Below are 22473 nucleotides of genomic sequence, written 5' to 3' on the forward strand. Positions count from 1 at the left end.
CCGGGCCCGGCTATCGAGCAAGCTCCTGATCGTCTTCCTTGACGTCGCGACAGCATATTTTTGCCCGTCGCTATTGGAGCGGCGGACGATAGCCGGGCTAAGGAAGAACGATCGCGAAAAATCCTCATAACATAGATTTGGTCGATCGAATTGTTCGAAACAAACCGAGTTGCGAGGGCGTTTTTCCTGCGCCCGCCGTTTGGCGATCATGGAAAGAGGAATATGTCATGGCGAACAACCAGGACAAGAAGGGCGGCAGCCAGCAGGAGGGCGGCCGCGGCCAGCAGGGTGGCGGCAAGCAGGACAGCGACAAGAACAAGGGCAGCCAGAGCCGCTGACCCAGTTCGAGTAAACCGGGCCGTGCTCCGTCGCGGCCCGGTTCTGCTTGAGCCGATGCGCAACTTTCGCGGGAGGGAATGATTTCATCAGGGCGGGGCAAGGAAAGGGATCGACATGAAAACCCAGGATACCGACGCGACGCACATCCTCGCCGCCGACCATCGCGCGGTCGAGGCCTTGTTCGAGGAGTTCGAGAAGGCAAGCGGCAGCGACCGCAAGGCGAAGATCGCCGATCGCATCTGCACCGAGCTCAAGATTCATGCGCAAATCGAGGAAGAAGTCTTCTACCCGGCGCTCAAGGGCAAGATCGACGAGGATTTGCTCAAGGAAGCCTATGTCGAGCATGATGGCGCCAAGCTGCTGATCAACGAGATCGTCGCTTCGGGCCCCGACGACGAATTTTTCGAAGCAAAGGTCACGGTGCTGTCCGAAGAGATCAAGCATCATGTGAAGGAAGAAGAAAAGCAGCACGGCAACATGTTCCAGCAGGCGCGCGCCGCCGATGTCGACCTCGAGGCGCTCGGCGAAAGGATGCTGGCACGTAAGGACGAGCTGAAGCGCCAGGCCGAAACCGCCGGGCTGCCCCCCGCCGAATTCGCGACGATGTAAGCGGATCGGCCGAAAGATTTTCCGATGCGATTCATTCGGGACAATAGTCTCACGATCGTGCTGCTGCTTCTCTTCGCGGGGAGCATCGTCGGACAATTGCTGACCGGTTGGCGCGTCGCGGTTCTCGATGCGGCGCGCCACGGCTCGGAAGCGCTCCCGCTCGTGGCCTATATCTCGAGCCCCGAGTTTCTCTCGTCGGTCTTCGAAAATTGGGAGAGCGAATTTCTCCAGATGTCGGCCTATGTCGTGTTGACCGCAATTCTCGTGCAGCGCGGGTCGGCGGAATCGAGGGACCCCGACGCGCCGCCGCGCGATGCGGATCTCGGCGCGCAAGCGACGAACGGCGATGCGCCGGCCGTCCTTCGTCAGGGGCGCCTCGCGCGGGCTCTTTATGCGCGTTCGCTCGGCATCGCTCTGGCCTTGCTTTTCCTGCTTTCCTTCCTTGTGCACTGGACGCAGAGCGCGAAGGCTGCAGCGCAGGAAGCCGTCGAACATGGCGAGTCAGCACCCGGCCTGTTCGCCTATCTCGGCGATCCGCAGCTGTGGTTCGAATCCTTCCAGAACTGGCAGAGCGAATTCCTGTCGACGGCCGTGCTTGTCGTCTTGTCGATTTTCCTTCGCCAGCGCGAATCGCCGGAATCGAAGCCGGTCGCGGCGCCCCACTCCCGGACCGGCGATTGAGAGCGCCCGATGGAACGCAAGCCGCAAGATATGATGCTGTGGGATGCCGCAGTGAACCCGCCGGTCGAGCGCATCGCGCGCGTTCTCGCGGCGCAGGCGGTCAGTCGCAACGCGGAAGGCGATCTCGCGTCGGCGAGCGCCGCGGTCGATGCGATCTGGCCGGATTACAGCGGCGCGGCGCTCGCCGTTCTGCGGACGTTGCGCGAGCCGAGCGGGCGGATGCTCGCGGTCGGCGACGCGGCGATATGGGAGCGGATGATCGCGGCTGCGATCGAGGACGAAACCATAGTCGAATAGGAGGTCATAATGGAAAAGGAGCGGAAGGTGCATCGCGTACCCACCCAAAAGACGCGCAATCCGAACATTTCGACCGAGAACCAGCCCGAAGGTGCGGCACGGCGTCCGAGCGACACGCTCGATCGCGAGCCCAAGCGCGATCCGCTGAGCGGCGGCGCCGTGTCCGCGGATTATAATCCCGAAAGCGGAACGCGGGTAGGCGAAGAGGATGACACGCGCGCCGGCCGCGACGACGCGGGCCATCGCCGCTGAAGCTCGCGCCCGCCACCGGCGCCTCAAAACATAGGTTATCGGAAGGTAAAAAAACCGTCGGCGCGGCACGGGTGAGGGCAACTGCTGCGGCGCAGCAATCGTTTGGTTTTACGGCGACACCGCGCTTCGTAGCCGCCCCGATGGTCGATGGAGCGCGTGACGAGTTGCGTGAACCGAACGAGAGGCCAGACGATGAAATATGAAGCGGACAGCGTCTTTTGCCCGGCATATTGCGAGGATGACGCGACACGGGTCATGCGCCACCCTGTCGCGCGCGAATTTTCCAGTCATATTGCATTGATCGGCTGTTTCCGTCCCCGCCAATGCGGTATCGCGACTTTCACCGCCGACACCTATGATCAGCTGACCCGCACGCATCCGGAGATCGCCGTCGACGTCTATGCGATGCGCGCTTCGCCCGCGCAGCCCGGCGACGCTGCGGTCCGCCAGACGATCGACGAAGCCAATCCCGCCTCCTATCGGGCGGCCGGCGAAGCCATCAACGCCAGCGGCGCGGACGCGGTCTGGCTTCAGCACGAGTTCGGTATCTACGGCGGCGCGGCGGGTGAGATGGTTTTTGAACTCGTCGACCGGCTCGCCGCGCCGCTGATCGTAACGCTGCACACGGTGCTCGCCGAGCCGGACGATGCGCAGCGGCGCGTGATGGAACGGCTTGTCGCCCGCGCGTCGCGGCTCGTCGTGATGAGCGATTTCGGGCGCCGAACGCTCGTCGACGTCTATGGTGCATCGCCCGAAGCGGTGGTCCATATCGAGCATGGTACGCCCGACCGGCCCTATCTGGAAAGGTCGCCGCTGCGCGGAAATCTCGGGATCCGCAACCGGCCGGTGCTTTCGACTTTCGGGCTGATCGGGCCGGGGAAAGGCCTCGAAACGGCCATTCGCGCGTTGCCGGCGATCGCCGCGCAATATCCCGACATCCTCTACCGCATCGTCGGCGCGACGCATCCCAATCTGGTCGCGGCCGAAGGCGAAGCCTATCGCGAAAGCCTCGAGGCGCTCGCCGAAAGCCTCGGCGTCGCGGGCAATATCGCGTGGGAAAACCGCTTTCTCGACACCGGGGCACTGCTCGACCAGATCGAGCTTTGCGACATCTATCTCGCGCCCTATCCCAATCTTGCCCAGGTCACCTCGGGAACGCTCGCCTATGCCGTCGCGCTCGGCCGCGCGGTGGTTTCGACGCCGTTCGTGCATGCGCGTGAGCTGCTGGCGAACGATGTCGGGATCCTCCTGCCGCAGGTCGACAGCGACGCGATCGCCGAAGCGGTGTTGCTGCTGCTCGCGGTCCCCGAAGAGCGCAGCGCGCTTCAGGCCCGCGCCTATGCGCGCGGACGCCGCACTGCCTGGCCGGTGATCGCCGAACAGTTCGTGACGCTGATCGGCGAGGCGATCGCCAAGCCTGCGATCGCCGACACGCGTGCGATGCCGTCGCTGGAAGCCGTCGCAGCGATGAGCGACGATGTCGGTATATTGCAGCACGGATGCGGGATCGTTCCCGACCGCAATCACGGTTATTGCATCGACGACAATGCTCGCGCGCTGATGCTGATCACCTGCCTTGGCGAGCGAAGCGGCGACCGTGACCGGCTCGCGCTGCGCTATGCGAGCTTTCTCCAGCATGGCTGGAACACCGACGCCCGCCGTTTCCGCAACTTCATGAGCTACGACCGGCGCTGGCTCGAGGACCAGGGCTCCGAAGACAGCAACGGCCGCGCGCTCTGGGCGCTCGGTCATTGCGCGGGACGCTCGCCTGAGAAAGGCTTGGCCGACTGGGCGCTCGCCTGGTTCGACAGAGCAGCCGAAATGGCGGCTGAGTTGAAGAGTCCTCGCGCCGTCGCCTTCGCGATGCTCGGGGCCGACGGGCTGCTCGACAGGCACCCCGGACACATGGGCGCGCAGGCAATTATGGAGCGCGGCAGCGCCTTGCTGTACGCGCTCTGGAAACTGTCGCGGCGCCCTGGCTGGGACTGGTTCGAAGCGGGCCTGTCATACGACAATGCGCGCCTTGCCGAGGCGCTGATCCGCGCCGGCCGGCGCGCCGGGTCGGTGCCGTTCGAAGAAGCGGGCATCGCCGCGCTCGACTGGCTTTGCGGCCGGCAGACCTCGGCGAAGGGATTTTTTCGCCCCGCCGGATCGGAGGGCTTTGGCCGTGAGGAAGAAGCGCTGCCATTCGATCAGCAGCCACTCGAGGCATGGGCGACGATCGCGGCGTGCGGGCAGGCTTTCGGGTCGACCGGCTCGGCGCGCTGGCGCGAGAGTGCGAACGCCGCCTGGCGCTGGTTTTTCGGCGCGAACGATCGCGGGGCGATGCTCGGAAGCGTACGGAGCGGCCGTTGTTTCGACGGCCTTACGCCGCGCGGAGTCAATGCGAATGTCGGAGCGGAATCGACCCTCGCCTTTCATCTCGCCTGGCAAGAGATGCAGGCACATTTCTGGAATGGGGCTCGCGCAAAGACCAGCGAAAGCCGCCCCGACGCCGTTCGCGAACTGGCCTAGCGCCCGGCGCCGGCGGCGCAGGCGCGGTGCGGGACGCTGCTTTAACCCTTGGCATCCACCGCGAGAATAATCACCGCGAAGCAGAGCGCGCCATCCTCGTCCACCGCTTCGACCCGCAGGCCATGGTCGTTTGACAGCATATCGGGATCGTCGTTCAGCAGACTGCCTCCGAAGCGCACCGCCTCGCGCCGCGCGGCGCCGGCATCGGGAAGCTCCATTCCGTCGTCGTCGAGATCGCGCTTTCCGTCCCGGGTGTGGAAAAAATAACGCGGCATGGCGGTCTCCTGTCCTGCTAGTTTCCGTGATTTCCGCGGTGCAGATAGGTGGGCGAAAAACCCGAGATGCGGCAAAGCGCGGGCAAGTCGGCGACATGGACACGGCGCCCGCGGCGCGCGATGAGCCCCATCCCGTCGAGCGCGCGAAGCGTCCGGTTCACGTGCACCGGCGTCAGCCCCAGCATGTCGGCGAGCTGTTCCTGCGTCATCGGCAGCGCGAGTTGGTCGCCGAGTTCGGGCTGGGTGATCTGCATGCGATGGACGAGTTCGCACAGGAAATGGGCGAGCCGTTCGAGCGCATGACGCCGGCCGAGGTTGAGCTGCCATTCGCGGCCGATCGACGCCTCGATCAATATGTCGACGAGTACCGCCCGCGCGATGGCGGGGCGTGCGATGACGAGCCCTTCCAGAGCGGGCAGCGGCACCATCGCCAGTTCGACTTCGGTCATCGCCTGGATGCTGTGATCCGCGGTGCGCATATAGATCGACTGGAAATCGAGCGGATCGCCCGGAATCTTGAGCATCACGATCTGTCGCCCGCCGTCGGCCGCGATCTTCTGACGGAAAACGAAGCCCGAGAGGAGGATCGGGCAGACATGCGTCGGATCGCCCTCGCGCAGAATATATTCGTTGGGCTCGATCCGCCGGAGCTGAAACGGCACCGATGCAAGCAGGCGTTGATCCTCGGCCGACAGCAAGCTGTGGCTCAATAGCTTGCGAAGGAAGATTCCGAGCCGCGGATCCGGCGCGGGGGCGCCGACCGGCGCTTCGGCGATCGGCGTGTTTCCGGTCATGGTTTCGCGATCCTCGCCATCACGCCGCGGCAAAGCCCGCCTTGTTGACGACGGAGGTCACATGCGCATTGCCTTCCTCGCCGAGCGCGTCGCGAAGCGCGGGGAACAGCTCTTCCTCTTCCTCCCGAATATGTGCTTCGAGTTCGGAGCGGAATTCGCGCAGCTTTGCGATCCATGTCGGATCGGCGGGGTCGAGTTCGGATAGGTCGAACAGATATTGCTTCACATAGCCATGGTCGTGGACAAGCTTGTCGGCTTCCTCGACCTGACCGTGATCGCGCATCGCCGGATAGATGACATTTTCCTCTTCGAACGCATGTTTCGACAGCGCGTGCTTGAGCTGGACGAGCAAAATCTTGCGCTTCTTCACATCCCTGGCACCGGTCTTTTCGATGAGATCGAAGATCCCGAGCGCCATGCGATGCTCGGCCTTGAGCCCCGCATCCCATTCGCCCTGCGCAGCACTGACGCCCTGAACGATCGCCTTGCGTCCAAAATTGGCGGCGAGCCCGACGATGAAGCCGGCGGCGGCGGCGCCGATGAGCCCCGCCGGGTGGGTGAGCAATTGGCTCTGCGGGCGGCTTGTCATGATGATCTCCTTTTCGCTCAGGGATGTTCGAGGCGCGTTTCGACACGGATCAGCGAAACGGCGGTTCGGCGCGGCTGCGTGAGCATGAAGTGCGCCGCGACCGCGATATCCTCGGCCCGCAGCATCTGATCGGCATGGATCAGCTCGCGCTGTTTCTCGGGCGGGAACTCGGGATATTGGAAATCGGCGCCGGTGAAGCCAGGCTCGATCAACCCGACCTTGATGTCCTGCTCGGCGAGTTCCTTGCGGAACGCCTGCGCAAAACCCTGTATCCCCGATTTCGCGGCGATATAGATCGAGCTGCCCGGCGAGCGCGAGACCGCGGACATCGACCCGATGAAGATGATGTCGCTTCCCGCGTCCATCCGCCGCGCCGCTTCCTGCGCGCAGATCAGATAGGCGGTCAGATCGGTGTCAATCTGGTATCGCGCCTCGCTTTCGCCTGCGTCGGCGAGCGCGTCGGCGGGGATGGCGGCATTGATCACCGCAATGTCGATTCCGCCAAGATAGTCTTCCGCGGCCTCGAAGAAGCGGTCGACATCTTCGGCGATCGAGAGGTCGACGTCGATTCCGCCGCCTTCACCGACCTCGGCGATGCGTTCGAGCGCGTCGTCGAGGTGCTCGGGCGTGCGCCCGCAGACATAGACTTTAACGCCATAGCTCGCGAGCAGCACAGCGATCGCTCGGCCGATGCCGGTGGTGCCGCCGGTGACGACCGCGCGGCGGCCCTTGAGGTCAGGTATTTGGGTATGGGCGTCGCTCTCGTCGAGCATGGCACATCCTTTCGCTGCCGGTCAGTAGGAGGGCGGGTCGCTTGCCGGGAAGGACTCGTCGAGCGCCTGGTCGATCGGTTCCCACGCCCGGCGCGGCTCGTCGCGCATCGCATCCGGACCCGCGGAGCGGGTCTGGTCGAAATTTTCCAAATCGGTCTCGCGGTCGCAGAAGGCGGCCGAATGATCGTCGCCCTTTTCAGCGGGCGATGGCGTTCGCATCGCGCGGCCCGCAATCCAGACGAGCGAAAGACCGCCCAGCATCTTGGTGAAGGCCCAGAGTCTCGAAGGCTCCCGGGGTGATCCTATCGAACCGGCCATCCGTTGTTCCTTTCTAACAAGGTCAACGGGAGGCGGCGGCGATAGTTGCCCGGCACGGCGATCTGGCCGGAGTTTCTTTCGCGCTCCTTATCACAGGTTTATTTGTCCGTGCGCGCCCGCCCGCTGATCGTCCCGCGATCATCGAGCTTTGGTGACAAAGCCCCCATCGCCTAGTCCCAGCCGAGGATGAGGCGCCCGTTCGCAGGAACGATAAAATCGATGCGATCGACCGATCGCCTATGCGGGCGGAGCGCATCGCCATCGATCGCGGCGACGCGCGTTTCGGGCAATTTGCGCCGCTTGCGCCGCACGAAGCTCAGGCGCGCCTGACATGTATCGCCGCCGTCGAGCGTGATCGCGATCCGTTTGTCGTCGAGCCGCTCGCTCGCGCGCACGAAATGGTCGCAGAACAGCAGGAAGGGCGCGCCTTCGACCGGGTGGAAGGCGCGCGTCGCGAAGATGAAGGCGGCGCCCGCGCCGTAGATTTCCTGTCCGACCTGGCCCGCAGGCTGGCCGTCGGCGTAAAGGTCTTCCAGCGGGAAGGAGAGCGCCCGGTCGACATGACCATTCTTCTCGCGCTGCTTTTCGGCGATCGCTCCCTTGGGTAGCGCGTCGGGATAATAGTACCAGGCGCGGTCGAGCGCGTATCGGCAATATTCCGCAATCAGCATCCGCGCCGCGGGCTCGAGGTCGGGGCCGCTGTCGGCGAAATAATGTTCGAACGCGGCAAAACTGTCGAAACATTCGTAGAGCGCCATATAGGGCGCGTCCTGCAGCGCGGTGACGCCGAGGAAATTGCGATAATGTTGCGCATGTCCGATGCGGCTTTCCCAGATTTCGCAGTGATGGAAGAAGCTCGCGAGATAGACATAGCTTTGTTCGAGATAGACCTCGCGGTTGGTCACGCGCCACAATCGCATGCACGCCGCGGCGCCCCAGGCGGTGAGATTGGCCTGATAGTTGATCCCGAAGCCGAGCCCGATCGCGGCGTCGATCGCCGCGCAGGCCTCGTCGAGAAAACGTTTCTCGTCGGTGAGCTCGAACGCCTGCAGCATCACCCAGGCATAGATGCCGCCGACGTCGGTTTGCCCGCGCCCGTCGGCGCCCGCGGTTTCCTCGATCACCGAAAAATCGCCGACCTTGTACTGGATCGGCCATTTATAGGCGAAATGGTGCGCCGAGCGGATGCCGTAGCCGAGCGAGTCCAGGAACAGTTTTTTCGCCTTGGTGTCGCCATGCAGCGCGAGTTTTCCGAGATTGAGCAGCGGGTGGTAGAGATACCAGCTGTCGACCGCGTCGGCGTCCTTGTCATCGCCGACATTGGGCAGGTAGCGGCGCAGCGTCTCGAGCTTTGCGTCGTAGAAGCGCGAAAGGCCCGCCTTGAACTCGGCCTCGAGCGGATGCGGCGTGCCTGCCCAGCGGCCCCATTCGTGGATCGCCTGGACCATCGACACCTGCACCATCGCATCGGGATATTCGGCCGCGGTGTAAGGATGGACATAGCTATGTCCATAGTGCCGGATCGTCGCCTCGGGCGCCTCGCCGAGATCGCGGAGCGTGCGTTCGGCGCGCGCCGGCCAGTCATGATAGTCGGTCTCGGGCCGCCCGATGCGCTGATAGACGGCGCCTAGCATCTGCAGGAACTGGCGCGCGGAATCGCGCTCGTCGTTCGGCGCGCCGGGGCGCGTGACGAGGATCGCGTCGGACAGGATGATCTCGCGGCCCGCCGGCAGCGGCGCGACCTCGTGTTCGTCGCCGGGCTCGGGCACGGGGAGGCGGAAGCCGAGCTCGGGCCAGGCCCCGCCGACGGTCTCCTCGGGCGTCGTGCCGGTCGCGTCGAAATAATCGGCGAGCGCGGTGAAATTCTGGAAATAGAGGAAATTGCCCGCAGCGGGCTGTTCCATGCGAAAATAGAGCAGCCCGGCGTTGAGGCCGCATTGCGCGGCCTCGATATGCCCTCGCGCGCCGAGCGGATCGCCCGCCGCGCCGATCGCGTAGCAGTCGCGCGGCACGAAGGGCAGCCGCGTGGCCGCGGCCGGCCGGAAGCGCGTTATGATCCGCACGAGATCGAGCGCGTCGCTTGCCGCATGGATTGACACGATATGCTCGCCGAGTAGGCTCCGCACGCGCACACGCGCGGTTTCCCTTTCATCGGCGGCCATCAGGCGAACCTTTCCGTCCTCCGACCAGATCGCGGCCCGCAGCGCCGCGCCGCCCCGGTTGCCGCGGCGGACGATAAGCCACAGCGCGTCGCCGAGGACGCGAAGCTCGGCGTCCAGCGCGCCGATCCGGAACCGGCTGAGCGGCTTGGCCGATGCGTCGCGAAGCGCGGCGCGGAACGCCAGCAGCTCGGGTGTAACCGAGGCTTCGAGGTCGCCGGTCCGGGCCGCGGTCAACGCGCGGCCTCCGTCGATCCCGCGAAGACCGATTTGGGAACATGCGTGATGCGGCAGGCGAGATCGGCCTCGCCCGAGGCAACGATATAATGATCGCCCGCATCGGCGATGCCGGTGGTGAAGACGACGTCGCGGATATAGAGCTTGTCCTCGATCGGGCGGGTGAGCTCGGCATTGGCCTCGATCAGCGGGCGGTGATCGCTGCGGACGACCTTCGCCGGATCGTCGCGGTCGAGCAGCGACCAATAGGTGCGATAGATGCCGACGATCTCCTTGGGCTCGACGCCGTGCCACAGCGTCAGCCAGCCCTCGTCGGTCAGGATCGGTGGCGTGCCGCCCCCGATCCGCGCGGTCGCGACGGTGTCGGCGTGGGGACGGATGCCGGGCGCGATATGCGGCTTCCAGTGGAGCGCGTCGGGCGAGGTCGCGAGGTTGATCGAGGGACCGGCACGCCATTCGGAACCCGGCGGATAGGCGAAATAAAGATCGCCGAGCGGCCGCGTCTGCGCCCAATATCGACCGTCGATCCGGCCCTCGAAGATCAGCATGTCCTTGTTCTGATGATCGAGCACGATCGCCTCGAAATTCCAGTCGAGGCCATTGCCGGAGCTGTAGAGCGTCGTCGAATGGCGCTCGGGGCTGACCGAGCAGGTCGTCATCAACCAGCGGTCATCGACCTGCGAGATGCGCGCATCCTCGACGCCATAGCATTGGAAACTGCCCTGCGGCGCGACGGCGCGGTCATAATGGGCCGCGACGATCTCCAGCCCGTCGGGGGTGAGCTCGACCGGAAGCAGCCACGACAGCGAGGTCAGCGCCATCACCCGCCATGCCCCGCCGCGGACGAGGAATTTGCGCGGGTCGGCGGTGTCGCACAGCTCGAGTGGCCAGGCGTCGAGCCGGTAGCGGCCATCGGCCCAGCGGATCGCGCGGACATGGCCGTCCGCGATCGGGGTGCGGAGCGCCTCGGCGATGCGGACCATGATCAGGAGATTGCCGTTCGGCAGCCGCGTCAGCCCGGGATTGAAGGCGCCGAGGACATAGGTTTCGGCATCCAATTGCCCCGCGAGCGGCGAGCGCGCGAGATCGACGTCGTCGGGCGTGAAGACGAGCCGGTCGACGGCGAAATCCATCAGGTGGGCTTCGCGTCGAGATCGACCGCCGCTTCGCGCGGCCAGTGACGGAGCGCACGGCAGCGCTCGACGAAGCCCGCCGCATCGCCGGGTTTCGCGAGCGCGATGCACGCCTCGTCGAGACTGTCGGCAAGGCCGGCCGCGGCAAAGAGCCCTTGCGCTTCGGGCGAATGGCCGATGAACTTGCAATGCGCAAAGGCGTCGGTTGCGAAATCCTTCGCCGCGGCGTCGCCCGCGAGCAGGGCCGCGCCTTCCTCGGATACAAGGATCGCGACGGCGTCGAACAGCACCGACGGCCCGCCATCGATCTTGTGGCGCGCCGCGACGGTCGTTCCGTCAGACAGCGTCACGCCGCCGATCTTCGGCGCCACGACCTCGAACAGCGCGCCTTCGCTATCGACCGCCTTGGTCAGCGCCTTGAACAGCCGAGAATCGGCGCCGTCGCTGAGCAGGATGCCGAGCTTGCGCCCGGCAAAAGTCTCGGGTCCGTTGCGGATGATGCTGAGCGGCGCCGAGGCGGGCAGGTCGGCGAACGGCTCGCGCGCGGCGGTGGCGGGATCGGGGAGGGCGATGCCCAGCCCACCCGCGACCTGTGCCGCAAGGCCTTCGTCGATATGGATCAGATGCGAGACGGTGCGCGAGCGAATGTCGGGCCGCTCGACCTTCGACAGCTCGAAGACGAGCGCGTCGGCGATATGCTTCCGCTCGATCGGTTCCTGGCTTATGAAGAACTGCCGCGCTTGGCTATAATGGTCGGCAAAGCTTTCGGGCCGGATACGCAGCTTCGGCGCCTCGATCTCCTCGGCAAAGCTCGAAACGCCGCGCGCCGCATCCTGTCGCGGGCCGCCGCTCGCCGGACCCCAGCTGTTCGGCTCGTAATTCGCGCGGCCGAGGGGATTGCGCATCGCCATGTGGCCGTCCTGCTGGAAATGCGCCATGGGGCATTTCGGCGCGTTAATCGGGATATGGGTGAAATTGGGCCCGCCGAGCCGTTTGATCTGCGTGTCGAGGTACGAGAAATTGCGCCCCTGCAGCAGCGGGTCGTTCGAGAAATCGATTCCCGGCGGCACGTTCTGGGTGCAGAAGGCGACCTGCTCGGTCTCGGCGAAGAAATTGTCGACGACGCGGTCGAGGACGAGGCGCCCGACGATACGCACTGGCACCTGCTCCTCGGGAATGATCTTAGTCGCGTCGAGCACGTCGAACTCGAAGCGTTCGGCGAATTTCTCGTCGAAAAGCTGGACACCCAAATCCCATTCGGGGAAATCGCCGCCGTTGATCGCGTCCCATAGATCGCGGCGGTGGAAATCGGGATCGGCGCCGTTGATCTTGACCGCTTCGTTCCAGACCACCGACTGCAGCCCTTGCCTGGGCTTCCAGTGGAATTTGACGAAGGTCGCGCGTCCCTTCGCGTCGAGCAGGCGGAAGGTATGGACGCCGAACCCTTCCATCGTACGGAACGATCGCGGGATCGCGCGGTCCGACATGATCCACATGATCATGTGGAAGCTTTCGGGCATCAGACTGACGAAATCCCAGAAATTGTCGTGCGCCGACTGCGCCTGCGGAAAGGCGCGGTCGGGTTCGGGCTTCACTGAATGGACGAGGTCGGGGAACTTGATCGCGTCCTGGATGAAGAAGACCGGGATATTGTTGCCGACGAGATCCCAGTTTCCTTCCTTGGTGTAGAGCTTGACCGCAAAGCCGCGCACATCGCGCGCGAGGTCGAACGAACCCTTCGACCCCGCGACGGTCGAAAAGCGCACGAAGGCTGGAGTGCGTTCGCCGACACGCTGGAAGATGTCGGCGCGGCTGACGTCGGCGAGGCTGTCGGTGAGCTCGAAATAACCGTGCGCGCCATAGCCGCGTGCGTGCACGACACGCTCGGGAATGCGCTCATGGTCGAAGTGGAAGATTTTCTCGCGGAAATGGAAATCCTCGAGCAGCGTCGGGCCGCGCGCGCCGGCCTTGAGGCTGTTCTGATCGTCGGCGACCGGCGCGCCCTGCTGCGTCGTCAGCGCCGGCCGGTCCTCCTCCGCGACTTGCGTGGTTTCGCCGCCCGGGCCTTGGGGTTCGGCATAGGCTGGCGCAATCTCGGCGTCGGACGGAAATTTCGAAGTCTTGCGCGGCGACTCCCCTCCCAAATCGGTACCGGCGATGTCTGCGGCGGTCTGTCCGCGAGGCGGCTTCGATTTGGAATTGTTACGCGACGTCGCCATGATGCACCTCGGTTTCCAGCAGGGAGAGTGACGGCAGAATCCGCCGCCCGGCAAAGCAACGGGCGGGGGCAGCCGAAGTTGCCCGAAAAGCGCCCAGGTTAACCTCGGTTACGAAGAAAGCCCGCGCCGCCGAAATGCTGGTCTCCAGATTCGAACCTGGATCAAGTTTCGCGAATATTTCACCCGCTTCGATCGGACGCCGGGGAGCCGGGGGCGATTTCATACGTTGCGCACCCATGCCCGATATGACCCGTTTCGATCCTTCAAGCGCCTTTTCCGATTTCATAGACGATCCCGAATTTCCTTGCGTCGGCGCCAAATCGGCGCTGGCGGGCGACGGTATCCGCATCGTGCCCGCGCGCGACCTCTCGAGCGCTTGGAACGATCTTGAAATCCATCATGCGCTGTTGGACTGGGTGCGCGACTATCGCGCCGATCCCGACGGATTTCGCAGCCTCGCGGTGATTTTCGAACAGCCTCGCGACCTCGACGAGGAGGGGTTTGAGCGCGCGCTCTGGGAGCGGCTCCAGTCGCTGGCCGACAAGGACGCCTGGAAAGGCATTGATTCCGACCCACGTGTCTCCGCCGATCCCGCCAATCCCCATTTCTCGCTGAGTTTCGGCGGTGAGGCATTCTTCGTCGTCGGTTTGCACCCGCGCGCTTCGCGGCCGGCCCGCCGGTTCGCGTGGCCCGCGCTCGTCTTCAACCTTCACGACCAGTTCGAACGGCTGCGCGCCGAGGGGCGCTATGAACGAATGCGCGAGCGTATTCTCGCGCGCGACGAGGAACTCGCGGGGAGCGTCAATCCGATGCTGGCGCGTCACGGCGAAGCGAGCGAAGCTGCCCAGTATAGCGGCCGCGAAGTGGAGGATGACTGGACGCCGCCATTTCACGATCCGCGAGCGGCCCCATGAGAGTGGTCATTCCCCCTCGCAGCGGCACCGCCTTTCGCTTGCGCAAGGGTGGCGTGCTGCGCGTCATCGATGCCGAAGGCGGACAGGTAAGCGACCTCGTCGCCTTCATGGCCGACGATATCCGTGAGCTTATCTCGAACGGACGGACCTTCGACTATGAGGAGACGATCCGGCTTACCGAGGGCCATCGCATCTGGTCGAACCGTTCGAACCCGATGCTCGAAATCTTGGAAGACCGTAATGGCACGCATGATTTTCTTCTCACGCCGTGCAGCGAGGCGACGTTCCGGCACTTCTATCCGGGCAAGCCCGTCCACCGCGGCTGCTTCGGCAATCTCGCGGAAGCGCTCGCGCCCTTCGGCGTCGACGCCGATGCGATTCCGGTTGCCTTCAACATTTTCATGAATGTGCCTGTCGGGCAGGAGGGTAGTATCCGGGTGTTACCGCCCATCAGCCGAGCCGGCGATTATATCCGGTTGCGGGCGCTCGCGGACCTCGTCATCGGCCTCACGGCGTGTTCGGCGTACGACAGTTGCGGCGGCAGCTTCAAGCCGATTCACTATCTGGTCGAGGAGCCATAGGCGGGTTCAGCGCCGGAGCGGCGCGTGCGCTGCCAGATCGTTGCGGACCGTCGTCGCCGCGACGCCGCCTTCGCCCATCGCATGACTGATCTGGTCGAGCCCGAGCACGACGTCGCCCGCCGCGTAGAGACCCGTTATATTGGTGCGCTGATGCGCATCGACGATCAGGCATCCCTCGTCGGTCAGCGCGGCGCCGACGCCTCCGGCGAGTTCGGATCGCACGTCCGAGCCGAGCGCGGGATAGAGCGTGTCGAAGCGTAGGGACCCGCCGCCGAAATCGAGTTCGATCCCGTCGCCGTCCGGACGCACATCGTAGCAGTCGCGGCCGATCGCAATTCCCGCTGCGGCGAGTTCCTCCCTTTGTTCGTCCGGGAGGTCGGGATGGCCGGCGGGTGCGATCAGCGTCACGTCGCGCGAGTAGCTGCGCAGGAATATCGCCTCGCGGCAGCCGCGCTCGCCCGAGCCGAGCACGGCGATCCTCTTGTCGGTCGCCTCATAGGCGTCGCAGATCGGGCAGTAGCGGAGCACCCCGGACTGAAGCGCCGCGCCGTGTAGCGCCATGTCCATCATCGGCGGCGGGCGGTTTCGCACGCCCGTCGCGAGCAGGATGCTTCGCGCGGCAAGTGTCCGATTTCCGACGTCGACGACAAAGCCGTCCGGCGTTCGCTGCAATGCTTCGGCGACGGCTTCGACAGTGGACGCACCATATTGCTGCGCCTGGCGGCGCATGCGTGCGAGCAGCTCGCCGCCGCCGATGCCGTCCGGAAAGCCGGCATGATTGCGCGTTTTCGTGATCAGCGCCGCCCGGCTTTCGCCGGCATCGACGACACAGACCTTGAGATGAAATCGCGCGAGATAGATGGCCGCGGTGAGCCCCGCGGGCCCGCCGCCGACGATGACGCAGTCATGCGTGCCGGCGGCGATCACCGTTCCCCGTCCGGGCCGAGAACCGGATCGCCGGGCATCGGCAGCGACGCGATGCGTCGGCGTGCTTCTTCGGAAGGGGCATCGCGGCAGATGTCCCATTGCTGACCCTTCGGATAGGCGCCGACGACGAGAAAATCCTCGCTGGCGTCCATCCGGCAATGGCCGGTACCCGCCGGCAGCAGCAGTGCGTCGCCCGCAGAGACAGTAGTCGCAAGCCTGTCCGGCCCGCCGAGCATGAGCTTCGCCGATCCGCACGCGATCCCCAGCGCTTCGTGCGCGGACGAATGATAATGATGATAGTCGTAGATCGTGTCGCGCCAGTCGGGAGGCCAGCCATGGTCGGCAAAGAGGCGTTCGAAGCGCTCTGCGGGATCGGGGCCTTCCGGCAGCGCGCTGCGATAGATGACGACCGGATGGGCGGGATTATTCGGCACCCAGCCATTCCCGCCCAGAAAATGCACTTCACGTTCCATCCTGTTTCTCCCGGCGAGCGAGTAGGAGCTTGACCGGCACTGGCCGCGCAAGCGGCTGCCATCGCTTGATCGCGATAGCATCGTGTCTTCGCCTCTTGGCCGGGCCCGACCTGATGAAGCGATAATGCCCGCCGTCGCCGCGCTCGTAGCGCGCCGGAAAACCGCGCGGCAGGCCTCGGCGTTCGGTTGCGGGCAGCCTCCAGTCGGCGATCGATCGGGTCATGGGCGTTTCATTTCAGTTCGATCCAGACGGGCGCATGATCGCTCGTCTTGTCCCATCCGCGCGGCCGGCGATCGACTTCGGCGGCAGCGAGGCGCCTAGTCGCCGCCTTGTTGAGCAGCAAATGATCGATCCGCAGACCCGCGTCGCGCTCGAAAGCGCCGCGCCAATATTTCCAGAAGGTGTAGATCGTGGCGTCGGGATGGAGATGACGGATCGCATCGGTCCAGCCCTGATCGAGAAGCTTGCGGTACGCCGCCTTGACTTCGGGAGCGAAGAGCGCGTCGTCGCGCCAGCGCTCGGGTGCATAGACGTCCTTGTCGGTCGGCATGACGTTGAAATCGCCGGCGATCACGACCGGCGCGTCGAGATCGACGAGCGTCGCGAGATGGGCGTAAAGCCGCTCGAACCAGGCGAGCTTGAAATCGAAACGCGGACCCGGGCGGGGATTGCCATTGGGAAGATAAAGCCCTGCAATCAGCAGGCCGCCGATCGCCGCTTCGATGTAACGGCTCTGGTCGTCGTTCGGATCGCCGGGCAGCCCGCGACGCGTTTCGTGGATCGTCCCTGCGCGGCTGAGCAGCGCGACACCGTTCCACCGGCTTTGGCCGTGCCAGATCGCCTCATAACCTGCCGCCGCGAGTGCGGTCTCGGGGAACTTCTCCTGCGGCGCCTTGAGTTCCTGAAGCGCGACGATGTCGGGCTTCGCGAGCTCGAGCCAGCGTAAGAGGACGGGTAGACGCCCATTGATCCCGTTCACATTATAGGTGGCGATCTTCATCGTGCCGTCTCTCGGCAGGGGCGGGCACAACGGCGTGCAGGATGAAGAAGCGGATCGCGCATAAAATCCGAACCCGCGCGCCGGCACTTCGTTGCGAGATCGCTGCGCTCAGGAAATCACCCAATAATCGCCCGCGCCGGTGCCTGCGCGGCCGATGCGGCAGACAGGTTTGCCATCGATGCAAAGTTCGGCCCATCGGCCTTCGGCTTCGCCTTGCGCGATCCCCAAGGCTCTAGCGGGGCTGTCCGCATCGAATTCGACACGCTTTTCGACGCCGAGACCATCGTCCTGATAACGGAGCGTATATGTTGCCACTTGTCGCCCTTTCGAACATCAATTTGTTCGAGCCAACGTAGGACGCGTATCCGGAGTTGCGCGGGCGGACCGCGCCGCGGCGCGAAATCCACACTCGCTTATCACAGGTTAGGGTCTTTGAAGCCGGCGTTGAGTGCGCGCGTCGGGAAACGGAACTCCATGCCGCGCTCGTCGTTGCGAAGAGAGCGGGCCGGGCGTGCTTCCAAGGGAATGATGCCATGAAGAATGCCTCTCTGTTCACTCTCGCTTTGCTCCTCGCCGGTTGCGGCGAAGGCGCGGATACGACGGCGCCCCCGGAGAATAGCGCTACGACCGACACGATGGCGGCGCCGGTCGATGCGGCCCCTGCCGCGGCAACTCCGGCGGCCCCGACCGATGCAGCGACTTATGTGACGAAGGCTGGCGCCGGCGATATGTGGGAAATCGAATCCTCGAAAGCGCTGCTGGCGAAGTCGGGCAAGGCCGACGTCAAGACATTCGCGCAGATGATGGTCGACCAGCACGGCCAGTCGACAGCGAAGATCAAGGCGGCGGCATCGTCGGCAAATATCGAGGTGCCGGCGCCCAAGCTCGATGCCGACCAGCAAAAGATGCTCGACGAGATCAGGAATGCCGATGCGGCCGCGATCGATGCGATCTATCTCGCGCATCAGCGAGCGGCGCATGATTCCGCGCTCGCGCTCCACCGGGCTTACGCGACGAACGGCGACACCGAAGCACTCAAAAAGGCAGCGGGCGAAATCGCCCCCGTCGTCGAAAAACATATCGCCGAGCTCGACAAGCTCGCGCCAGCGCGCTGAGGAGACAGGCAATGTCGATCGACGATGTACCGCGCGGCCCGTTGGGCGAAGCCTATCCGGAAAAGGCCGGCGACAAGGGCAAGACGCCCGGCTCGCTTCCTCCCGAAAAAGTCGAGGATCGAGACAATGTCGGGACGGCGACGCCCGACGATTATCCGCGCGAAGATCGCGACGCGGGCGATCCCGCGGCCGCGAACCGCGGCAAACGCGCCGGCGGCGGTAGCGGGCCAGTCTCGGGTAGCGGTGCCGGGGCAGGCGGCAAGGGTAATCCCGAGGATTTCGATAGCGATCCGCAGGGCGGTGGGGGTTCTGCTCCAATCCGAACCGACAATGGTCCGAAGCACGGCGCCGATGCGCCGGTCGGTGGTAGCCGCTAGCTCGCGCACGCCGGGGAGGCGAGGGCCTTTCCGGCGCGCGTGGCGGACATCAGTAGATCGAGCGCTGCGGCCACGGCGTGATCGAGCACCTGCTCGCGCCCGATATCGCCGAAATGGCATTCCTGGCGCATCACGCTGCCGCCGCGAACGGCGCAGGCAAGGTGGACGAGCCCGACCTCTTCCGCGTCCTGCTGCGGGCCGCAAAAACCCGTGATTGCGATCGTCAGATCGGCGTGGCTATACATCAGCGCACCTTTTGCCATCGCTTCGGCAGCCTCGGCGTTGACGGCGTCATCGCGTTCCGCGGCCTCGACCGACACGTCCAGAAGTTCGCATTTCGCCGCTTTCGAATAGACGACAAATCCGCGTTCGAGATGTGGTCCGAGCTTCACGTCGCCGGCGAGCAGCGCGGCCAATTGGCCGCCGGTGCAACTCTCCGCCGTCGCGAGGCTGAGGCCGGTGGCTTCGAGCGCTGCGGCGAGACCGCGCTTTCGTCGGGTAAAGTCGATCCGGTGCGCCATGATCCGACCGCTATTCGTTGCCCGATCCCGGCTCGGCCTGCTTGCGATGCATCTCGGCCGTCGCCGCCTCGCTCAGCACGCCCGAGGCGAGAACCTGCGCCTTGTTCCTGAAGCCGTGGACGACCGAATGTTCGCCTTTCAACATCGCATCCCAGCCCGTCCTGGCGACATCGGCCGGATCGTCCTTTTCGGATTGCCCCACTTTTGTGTCGAGCATGCCGGCGCGTTCGAAGAAGCGCGTCTCGGTCGCGCCGGGCTTGAGGCAGGTGATGGTGACGCCGCTGTCCTTGAGCTCGTTGCCCACCGCGGCGGCGAAGCTGTCGACGAAGGCCTTGGTACCGTTGTAGACGGCCTGGAACGAGCCCGCGAGATGCCCCGCGATCGAGCCCGTAATCAGGACCTTGCCGTTTCCGCGCGCGACCATCTGCTTGAGCACCGGCTGGAGCAGGAGCAGGGTGCCGGTGATATTGGTATCAATCACATGGCGCCACTCGGCCGAATCCTGTTCGAGAAACCCGCGCCCGAGGCCGTGACCGGCGTTGGCGACAAGCACGTCGACCGGGCGGCCGCGCGCGGCGGCGAGCAGGCGTTCGATGCCGGCCGGAGTTGCAAGGTCGGCTTCCACTGCTTCGACGTCAACGCCCTTGGCGACAAGACCCGCGGCGGCGTCGACTAGCGGCTCGTCGGCAGCAACGATCAGGTCATATCCGTCCTGCGCGGCCAGTATCGCGATCTCGCGGCCGATGCCGCTCGATGCGCCGGTGACGATGGCGAGTTTGCGTTCAGACATGTTCCATCTCCTGCATCGCCTGCACCGCGCCTTTTTCCAGGCCGGGCTTGAGGACGATCTTGGTGTAAAGGTCCTGCTCGTCGTGCCAGTGCCGATACATTTCGGCGGCATCCTCGAGCGGCGCGTGGTGCGAAATCAGCGAGACGGTGTCGAACTTGCCGTCGCGGATCATATCGAGCAGCTCACCCGTATAGCGCTGCACATGCGTCTGCCCGCTCTTCACGGTCAGGCCCTTCTCCATCAGCTGGCCGAGCGGGAACTTGTCGGCAAAGCCGCCATAAACGCCGGGGATCGAAAGCCGTCCGCCCTTGCGGCACGCGAGGATTGCCTGCCGCAGCGCGTGCGGACGTTCGGTGGTGAGATAGAATTTGGCTTTCACCTGATCGAGCACATTGTCGACCGTAAAGCCGTGGCTTTCCATGCCGACGCAGTCGATGCACGCATCGGGACCGATCCCGCCGGTCATTTCGTCGAGCGCCTCGCGAATGTCCACCTTCGTATAGTCGAGCACCTCGGCCCCATATTTGCGCGCGAGTGCGAGGCGGGTCGGGAAATGGTCGATCGCGATCACCCATCCGGCGCCGAGCAGCAGCGCCGACTGGATCGTGAAAAGCCCGACCGGGCCGCAGCCCCAGATCGCGACCGTATCGCCGGGTTCGATGTCGGCATTGATCGCCGCCTGCCAGCCGGTGGGAAGAATGTCGGAGAGAAATAGGACGTCATCGTCGGCGAGGTCGTCGGGGATCACGACCGGGCCGACATCCGAATAGGGCACGCGCACATATTCGGCCTGTCCGCCGGCATAACCACCGGTCAGATGCGCATAGCCGAAGGCCGCCCCCATCGCATGGCCCATCAGCAGTTCGGACGCATCGCGCGTCTCGCTGGGGTTGCTGTTGTCGCATGCGCTATATTGCTGCCGTTCGCAGAAGAAGCATTGGCCGCAGCTGATCGTGAAGGGGACGACGACGCGCTGTCCCTTCTTCAGCGTCGATCCGGCGCCGGTTTCGACGACCTCGCCCATGAACTCGTGACCGACGATGTCGCCCGCGCGCATGCCGGGAATATAGCCATCGTAAAGATGTAGGTCCGAACCGCAGATAGCAGTCGAGGTGACACGAAGGATCGCATCGCGCGGGTTGACGATTTCGGGATCGGGGACGGTTTCGACGCTGATCTTGTGGCGTCCCTGCCAGGTTACGGCGCGCATGGCCTTCTCCTTAGATATGGGGTTCGGTGGGGGTTTCGGACGCGCGGGCCGATGGCGACGCGTTGCTCGTCACCTCGCCCGTTTCCATCAGCTGTTTGAAGCGGTGGAGGTCGCGCCGTGCCTGCACTTCGGGCTCGCGCTGCAGCAGCTTCGCGCCGAGACGGCCGACCTTGCCGCCCGGCGGATCATAAGCGAGGATGAGGCTGACATAAGTGCCGCGCCCGGCGGGTGCATCTTCGAAGCGCACTTTTCCGCTATTGGCGATCTCGCTGTCGTCTTCGCTTTGCCAGCTGATCGATTCATTCTCCACGCGCTCGGTAATGCGGTTGACCAACACGACCTTGCGATCCGCCGGCGCCTTGATCGTCCAGCGCGAGACCTGGTCGTCCAGCGATTGAACCTCGACGACATTTTCCATGAATTCGGGAAAGCGCTCGACCTGCCACGCCGCGAAAAGTTCGTCGCGCGGCCGGTTGATGAGCAGCGATTTGCCGAAGGTGGCGCGTGAGCCGTTCTTGCCGAGCGTCCAGCGCGGCGCGTCGATCCGCTCTTCGCCATTGCGATCCGCCTGCCTGCGCCGCCGGGCCAGCGCGAAGCCGATCCCGGCGGCGGTCAGCGCTAGTCCGGCGCCAGCGATGTAGGCCGGCGTCAGATCCTTTTTGCGTTCGAAGAACATCGTCTCGTCTCCCGAATTGGTTGCGGCGCGCCGCGGCGCGCCCTCGAGCAACGTCAGGGAGACGCACGGTCGAAGGTCACTGTTCCGAAAATTCCGACCGCTTGATCCAGGTTAGGATGATTTACGCGGGCGACGCGGCAAAAGGCGAGTTACCCGGCTTCGGTCTGCCCCCGCTCGAGGCCGCGGGTGTCCGGGCGCAGCGCGTCGTAGCGGGGAAGCAGTGCGTTCATCACCATCCACGCGGGTGCTTGGGCCGCATAGAGATGAAATGCGGGCGCAACGGCATCGGGATCGTCGAGCGTGCCGGCGGCCACGTCGATCTCGCCTGGTTGATGGTCGACATGGATGGTGAGCGGCGAGCCGCAATCCTTGCAATATGTGCGCGAGCCGAAGGGCGTCGAAAGAAAGCGGCCTACGGACGCTTCGCCTTTGACGATCCGGTAGCTTTCCTTGTGAACGGTTGTGAAGACCATTCCGCCCGAACCCGACACATGCTGGCACAGGCAGCAATGACACCATCCGGTGTCATAGGGCTTTTCATCGAGGCGGTACCGCACCGCGCCGCAGGCGCAGCCGCCTTCGAGCGGAAGGAACGCGTCGTCATCGCGCACCGCGTTCGTGTCGATGGATTGTTGGGAGGCCATGGATTCCAGACGCCGGGGGGACGGCGTTCGTTCCTTGTCAGCTGAAGCAAGATCC

Annotated in this window: 26 protein-coding genes; 9 read left to right on the forward strand and 17 right to left on the reverse strand. The window is 64.7% G+C overall.

The annotated features are described in order from the left end of the window. The first annotated feature begins 453 nt into the window (after window positions 1-453). From VFG17_RS20290 to VFG17_RS20310, 5 genes are all read left to right on the forward strand, one after another. A complete protein-coding gene (locus VFG17_RS20290; protein ID WP_325031179.1) occupies window positions 454-948 on the forward strand; it encodes a hemerythrin domain-containing protein in 495 nt (164 codons plus the stop codon). 24 nt (window positions 949-972) lie between these two features. Further along, entirely contained in the window at window positions 973-1629 is a 657-nt protein-coding gene (locus tag VFG17_RS20295) for a DUF6766 family protein (RefSeq protein ID WP_325031180.1), read from the forward strand. 9 nt (window positions 1630-1638) lie between these two features. Continuing rightward, entirely contained in the window at window positions 1639-1926 is a 288-nt protein-coding gene (locus tag VFG17_RS20300) for a hypothetical protein (protein WP_325031181.1), read from the forward strand. Window positions 1927-1935: 9 nt separating this feature from the next. Beyond that, entirely contained in the window at window positions 1936-2178 is a 243-nt protein-coding gene (locus VFG17_RS20305; protein ID WP_325031182.1) for a hypothetical protein, read from the forward strand. A gap of 192 nt (window positions 2179-2370) precedes the next feature. Beyond that, the gene (locus VFG17_RS20310) at window positions 2371-4692 is read left to right on the forward strand and encodes a glycosyltransferase family 4 protein (protein ID WP_325031183.1); all 2322 of its coding nucleotides are present in this window, start codon (window positions 2371-2373) and stop codon (window positions 4690-4692) included. A 41-nt stretch (window positions 4693-4733) separates the two neighbouring features. Here the strand turns inward: VFG17_RS20310 and VFG17_RS20315 are convergent, their stop codons facing one another. The 8 genes from VFG17_RS20315 to VFG17_RS20350 all read right to left on the reverse strand — a co-directional run bounded on the left by VFG17_RS20315 (window position 4734) and on the right by VFG17_RS20350 (window position 13189). Then, the gene (locus VFG17_RS20315; protein WP_325031184.1) at window positions 4734-4967 is read right to left on the reverse strand and encodes a DUF6894 family protein; all 234 of its coding nucleotides are present in this window, start codon (window positions 4965-4967) and stop codon (window positions 4734-4736) included. 17 nt (window positions 4968-4984) lie between these two features. After that, window positions 4985-5761 (reverse strand): Crp/Fnr family transcriptional regulator, encoded by a 777-nt coding sequence (locus VFG17_RS20320; protein WP_325031185.1) that lies wholly within the window; start codon window positions 5759-5761, stop codon window positions 4985-4987. Between the two features lie 19 nt (window positions 5762-5780). Further along, window positions 5781-6350 carry a hemerythrin domain-containing protein gene (locus tag VFG17_RS20325; RefSeq protein ID WP_325031186.1) on the reverse strand — a complete coding sequence of 190 codons (570 nt, stop codon included), beginning with the start codon at window positions 6348-6350 and terminating at the stop codon, window positions 5781-5783. A 17-nt stretch (window positions 6351-6367) separates the two neighbouring features. Beyond that, complete coding sequence (locus VFG17_RS20330; protein ID WP_325031187.1) at window positions 6368-7123, reverse strand: SDR family oxidoreductase; 756 nt, start codon at window positions 7121-7123, stop codon at window positions 6368-6370. 21 nt (window positions 7124-7144) lie between these two features. After that, window positions 7145-7384 carry a hypothetical protein gene (locus VFG17_RS20335; protein WP_325031188.1) on the reverse strand — a complete coding sequence of 80 codons (240 nt, stop codon included), beginning with the start codon at window positions 7382-7384 and terminating at the stop codon, window positions 7145-7147. Window positions 7385-7611: 227 nt separating this feature from the next. Beyond that, window positions 7612-9837, reverse strand: a complete 2226-nt coding sequence (locus VFG17_RS20340) for a hypothetical protein (protein ID WP_325031189.1) — start codon at window positions 9835-9837, stop codon at window positions 7612-7614. Beyond that, window positions 9834-10970: a glycosidase gene (locus VFG17_RS20345; protein ID WP_325031190.1), complete on the reverse strand. Its 1137-nt coding sequence runs from the start codon at window positions 10968-10970 to the stop codon at window positions 9834-9836. Before VFG17_RS20345 ends, VFG17_RS20340 begins: the two co-directional genes overlap by 4 nt. Then, window positions 10970-13189 (reverse strand): catalase, encoded by a 2220-nt coding sequence (locus tag VFG17_RS20350; RefSeq protein WP_325031191.1) that lies wholly within the window; start codon window positions 13187-13189, stop codon window positions 10970-10972. The genes VFG17_RS20345 and VFG17_RS20350 overlap by 1 nt, the downstream gene beginning before the upstream one ends. Window positions 13190-13425: 236 nt before the next feature. On the opposite strand from VFG17_RS20350, the gene gntA reads away from it, so the two are divergent. Together gntA and VFG17_RS20360 are read left to right on the forward strand one after the other, a co-directional pair. Then, window positions 13426-14103, forward strand: a complete 678-nt coding sequence (gntA, locus tag VFG17_RS20355) for a guanitoxin biosynthesis heme-dependent pre-guanitoxin N-hydroxylase GntA (RefSeq protein ID WP_414712975.1) — start codon at window positions 13426-13428, stop codon at window positions 14101-14103. Continuing rightward, a complete protein-coding gene (locus VFG17_RS20360; protein ID WP_325031192.1) occupies window positions 14100-14684 on the forward strand; it encodes an urea carboxylase-associated family protein in 585 nt (194 codons plus the stop codon). The genes gntA and VFG17_RS20360 overlap by 4 nt, the downstream gene beginning before the upstream one ends. Before the next feature lie 6 nt (window positions 14685-14690). On the opposite strand, the gene VFG17_RS20365 is transcribed toward VFG17_RS20360, so the two are convergent. From VFG17_RS20365 to VFG17_RS20380, 4 genes are all read right to left on the reverse strand, one after another. Further along, entirely contained in the window at window positions 14691-15611 is a 921-nt protein-coding gene (locus VFG17_RS20365; protein ID WP_325031193.1) for an NAD(P)/FAD-dependent oxidoreductase, read from the reverse strand. Next, a complete protein-coding gene (locus VFG17_RS20370; RefSeq protein WP_325031194.1) occupies window positions 15608-16084 on the reverse strand; it encodes a cupin in 477 nt (158 codons plus the stop codon). The genes VFG17_RS20365 and VFG17_RS20370 overlap by 4 nt, the downstream gene beginning before the upstream one ends. Window positions 16085-16314: 230 nt before the next feature. Then, on the reverse strand, window positions 16315-17085 hold the full coding sequence (gene xth, locus VFG17_RS20375) for an exodeoxyribonuclease III (RefSeq protein WP_325031195.1): 771 nt from the start codon (window positions 17083-17085) through the stop codon (window positions 16315-16317). A gap of 108 nt (window positions 17086-17193) precedes the next feature. Beyond that, window positions 17194-17400 carry a hypothetical protein gene (locus VFG17_RS20380; RefSeq protein WP_325031196.1) on the reverse strand — a complete coding sequence of 69 codons (207 nt, stop codon included), beginning with the start codon at window positions 17398-17400 and terminating at the stop codon, window positions 17194-17196. Between the two features lie 218 nt (window positions 17401-17618). Here VFG17_RS20380 and VFG17_RS20385 point away from each other — a divergent pair, with 218 nt between their 5' ends. Both VFG17_RS20385 and VFG17_RS20390 read left to right on the forward strand, forming a co-directional pair. Beyond that, entirely contained in the window at window positions 17619-18200 is a 582-nt protein-coding gene (locus VFG17_RS20385) for a DUF4142 domain-containing protein (protein ID WP_325031197.1), read from the forward strand. 11 nt (window positions 18201-18211) lie between these two features. After that, window positions 18212-18577 carry a hypothetical protein gene (locus tag VFG17_RS20390; RefSeq protein ID WP_325031198.1) on the forward strand — a complete coding sequence of 122 codons (366 nt, stop codon included), beginning with the start codon at window positions 18212-18214 and terminating at the stop codon, window positions 18575-18577. Here the strand turns inward: VFG17_RS20390 and VFG17_RS20395 are convergent. From VFG17_RS20395 to VFG17_RS20415, 5 genes are all read right to left on the reverse strand, one after another. Then, entirely contained in the window at window positions 18574-19098 is a 525-nt protein-coding gene (locus VFG17_RS20395) for a CinA family protein (protein WP_325031199.1), read from the reverse strand. The two genes, VFG17_RS20390 and VFG17_RS20395, sit on opposite strands and share 4 nt — an antisense overlap. A gap of 10 nt (window positions 19099-19108) precedes the next feature. Next, a complete protein-coding gene (locus VFG17_RS20400) occupies window positions 19109-19888 on the reverse strand; it encodes an SDR family NAD(P)-dependent oxidoreductase (RefSeq protein WP_325031200.1) in 780 nt (259 codons plus the stop codon). After that, window positions 19881-21098 (reverse strand): zinc-dependent alcohol dehydrogenase, encoded by a 1218-nt coding sequence (locus VFG17_RS20405; RefSeq protein ID WP_325031201.1) that lies wholly within the window; start codon window positions 21096-21098, stop codon window positions 19881-19883. The genes VFG17_RS20400 and VFG17_RS20405 overlap by 8 nt, the downstream gene beginning before the upstream one ends. Before the next feature lie 10 nt (window positions 21099-21108). Continuing rightward, window positions 21109-21774 carry an SRPBCC family protein gene (locus VFG17_RS20410; protein ID WP_325031202.1) on the reverse strand — a complete coding sequence of 222 codons (666 nt, stop codon included), beginning with the start codon at window positions 21772-21774 and terminating at the stop codon, window positions 21109-21111. 149 nt (window positions 21775-21923) lie between these two features. Next, a complete protein-coding gene (locus VFG17_RS20415; protein ID WP_325031203.1) occupies window positions 21924-22418 on the reverse strand; it encodes a GFA family protein in 495 nt (164 codons plus the stop codon). Window positions 22419-22473: the final 55 nt, after the last annotated feature.

The sequence above is a fragment of the Sphingopyxis sp. genome (assembly GCF_035686825.1).
GTDB lineage: Bacteria > Pseudomonadota > Alphaproteobacteria > Sphingomonadales > Sphingomonadaceae > Sphingopyxis.

Coding starts and splice junctions, on each gene's coding strand:
- VFG17_RS20290 (WP_325031179.1), top strand. CDS start 454: ATGAAAACCCAGGATACCGACGCGACGCACATCCTCGCCGCCGACCAT.
- VFG17_RS20295 (WP_325031180.1), top strand. CDS start 973: ATGCGATTCATTCGGGACAATAGTCTCACGATCGTGCTGCTGCTTCTC.
- VFG17_RS20300 (WP_325031181.1), top strand. CDS start 1,639: ATGGAACGCAAGCCGCAAGATATGATGCTGTGGGATGCCGCAGTGAAC.
- VFG17_RS20305 (WP_325031182.1), top strand. CDS start 1,936: ATGGAAAAGGAGCGGAAGGTGCATCGCGTACCCACCCAAAAGACGCGC.
- VFG17_RS20310 (WP_325031183.1), top strand. CDS start 2,371: ATGAAATATGAAGCGGACAGCGTCTTTTGCCCGGCATATTGCGAGGAT.
- VFG17_RS20315 (WP_325031184.1), bottom strand. CDS start 4,967: ATGCCGCGTTATTTTTTCCACACCCGGGACGGAAAGCGCGATCTCGAC.
- VFG17_RS20320 (WP_325031185.1), bottom strand. CDS start 5,761: ATGACCGGAAACACGCCGATCGCCGAAGCGCCGGTCGGCGCCCCCGCG.
- VFG17_RS20325 (WP_325031186.1), bottom strand. CDS start 6,350: ATGACAAGCCGCCCGCAGAGCCAATTGCTCACCCACCCGGCGGGGCTC.
- VFG17_RS20330 (WP_325031187.1), bottom strand. CDS start 7,123: ATGCTCGACGAGAGCGACGCCCATACCCAAATACCTGACCTCAAGGGC.
- VFG17_RS20335 (WP_325031188.1), bottom strand. CDS start 7,384: ATGCTGGGCGGTCTTTCGCTCGTCTGGATTGCGGGCCGCGCGATGCGA.
- VFG17_RS20345 (WP_325031190.1), bottom strand. CDS start 10,970: ATGGATTTCGCCGTCGACCGGCTCGTCTTCACGCCCGACGACGTCGAT.
- VFG17_RS20350 (WP_325031191.1), bottom strand. CDS start 13,189: ATGGCGACGTCGCGTAACAATTCCAAATCGAAGCCGCCTCGCGGACAG.
- gntA (WP_414712975.1), top strand. CDS start 13,426: ATGCCCGATATGACCCGTTTCGATCCTTCAAGCGCCTTTTCCGATTTC.
- VFG17_RS20360 (WP_325031192.1), top strand. CDS start 14,100: ATGAGAGTGGTCATTCCCCCTCGCAGCGGCACCGCCTTTCGCTTGCGC.
- VFG17_RS20370 (WP_325031194.1), bottom strand. CDS start 16,084: ATGGAACGTGAAGTGCATTTTCTGGGCGGGAATGGCTGGGTGCCGAAT.
- xth (WP_325031195.1), bottom strand. CDS start 17,085: ATGAAGATCGCCACCTATAATGTGAACGGGATCAATGGGCGTCTACCC.
- VFG17_RS20385 (WP_325031197.1), top strand. CDS start 17,619: ATGAAGAATGCCTCTCTGTTCACTCTCGCTTTGCTCCTCGCCGGTTGC.
- VFG17_RS20390 (WP_325031198.1), top strand. CDS start 18,212: ATGTCGATCGACGATGTACCGCGCGGCCCGTTGGGCGAAGCCTATCCG.
- VFG17_RS20395 (WP_325031199.1), bottom strand. CDS start 19,098: ATGGCGCACCGGATCGACTTTACCCGACGAAAGCGCGGTCTCGCCGCA.
- VFG17_RS20400 (WP_325031200.1), bottom strand. CDS start 19,888: ATGTCTGAACGCAAACTCGCCATCGTCACCGGCGCATCGAGCGGCATC.
- VFG17_RS20405 (WP_325031201.1), bottom strand. CDS start 21,098: ATGCGCGCCGTAACCTGGCAGGGACGCCACAAGATCAGCGTCGAAACC.
- VFG17_RS20410 (WP_325031202.1), bottom strand. CDS start 21,774: ATGTTCTTCGAACGCAAAAAGGATCTGACGCCGGCCTACATCGCTGGC.
- VFG17_RS20415 (WP_325031203.1), bottom strand. CDS start 22,418: ATGGCCTCCCAACAATCCATCGACACGAACGCGGTGCGCGATGACGAC.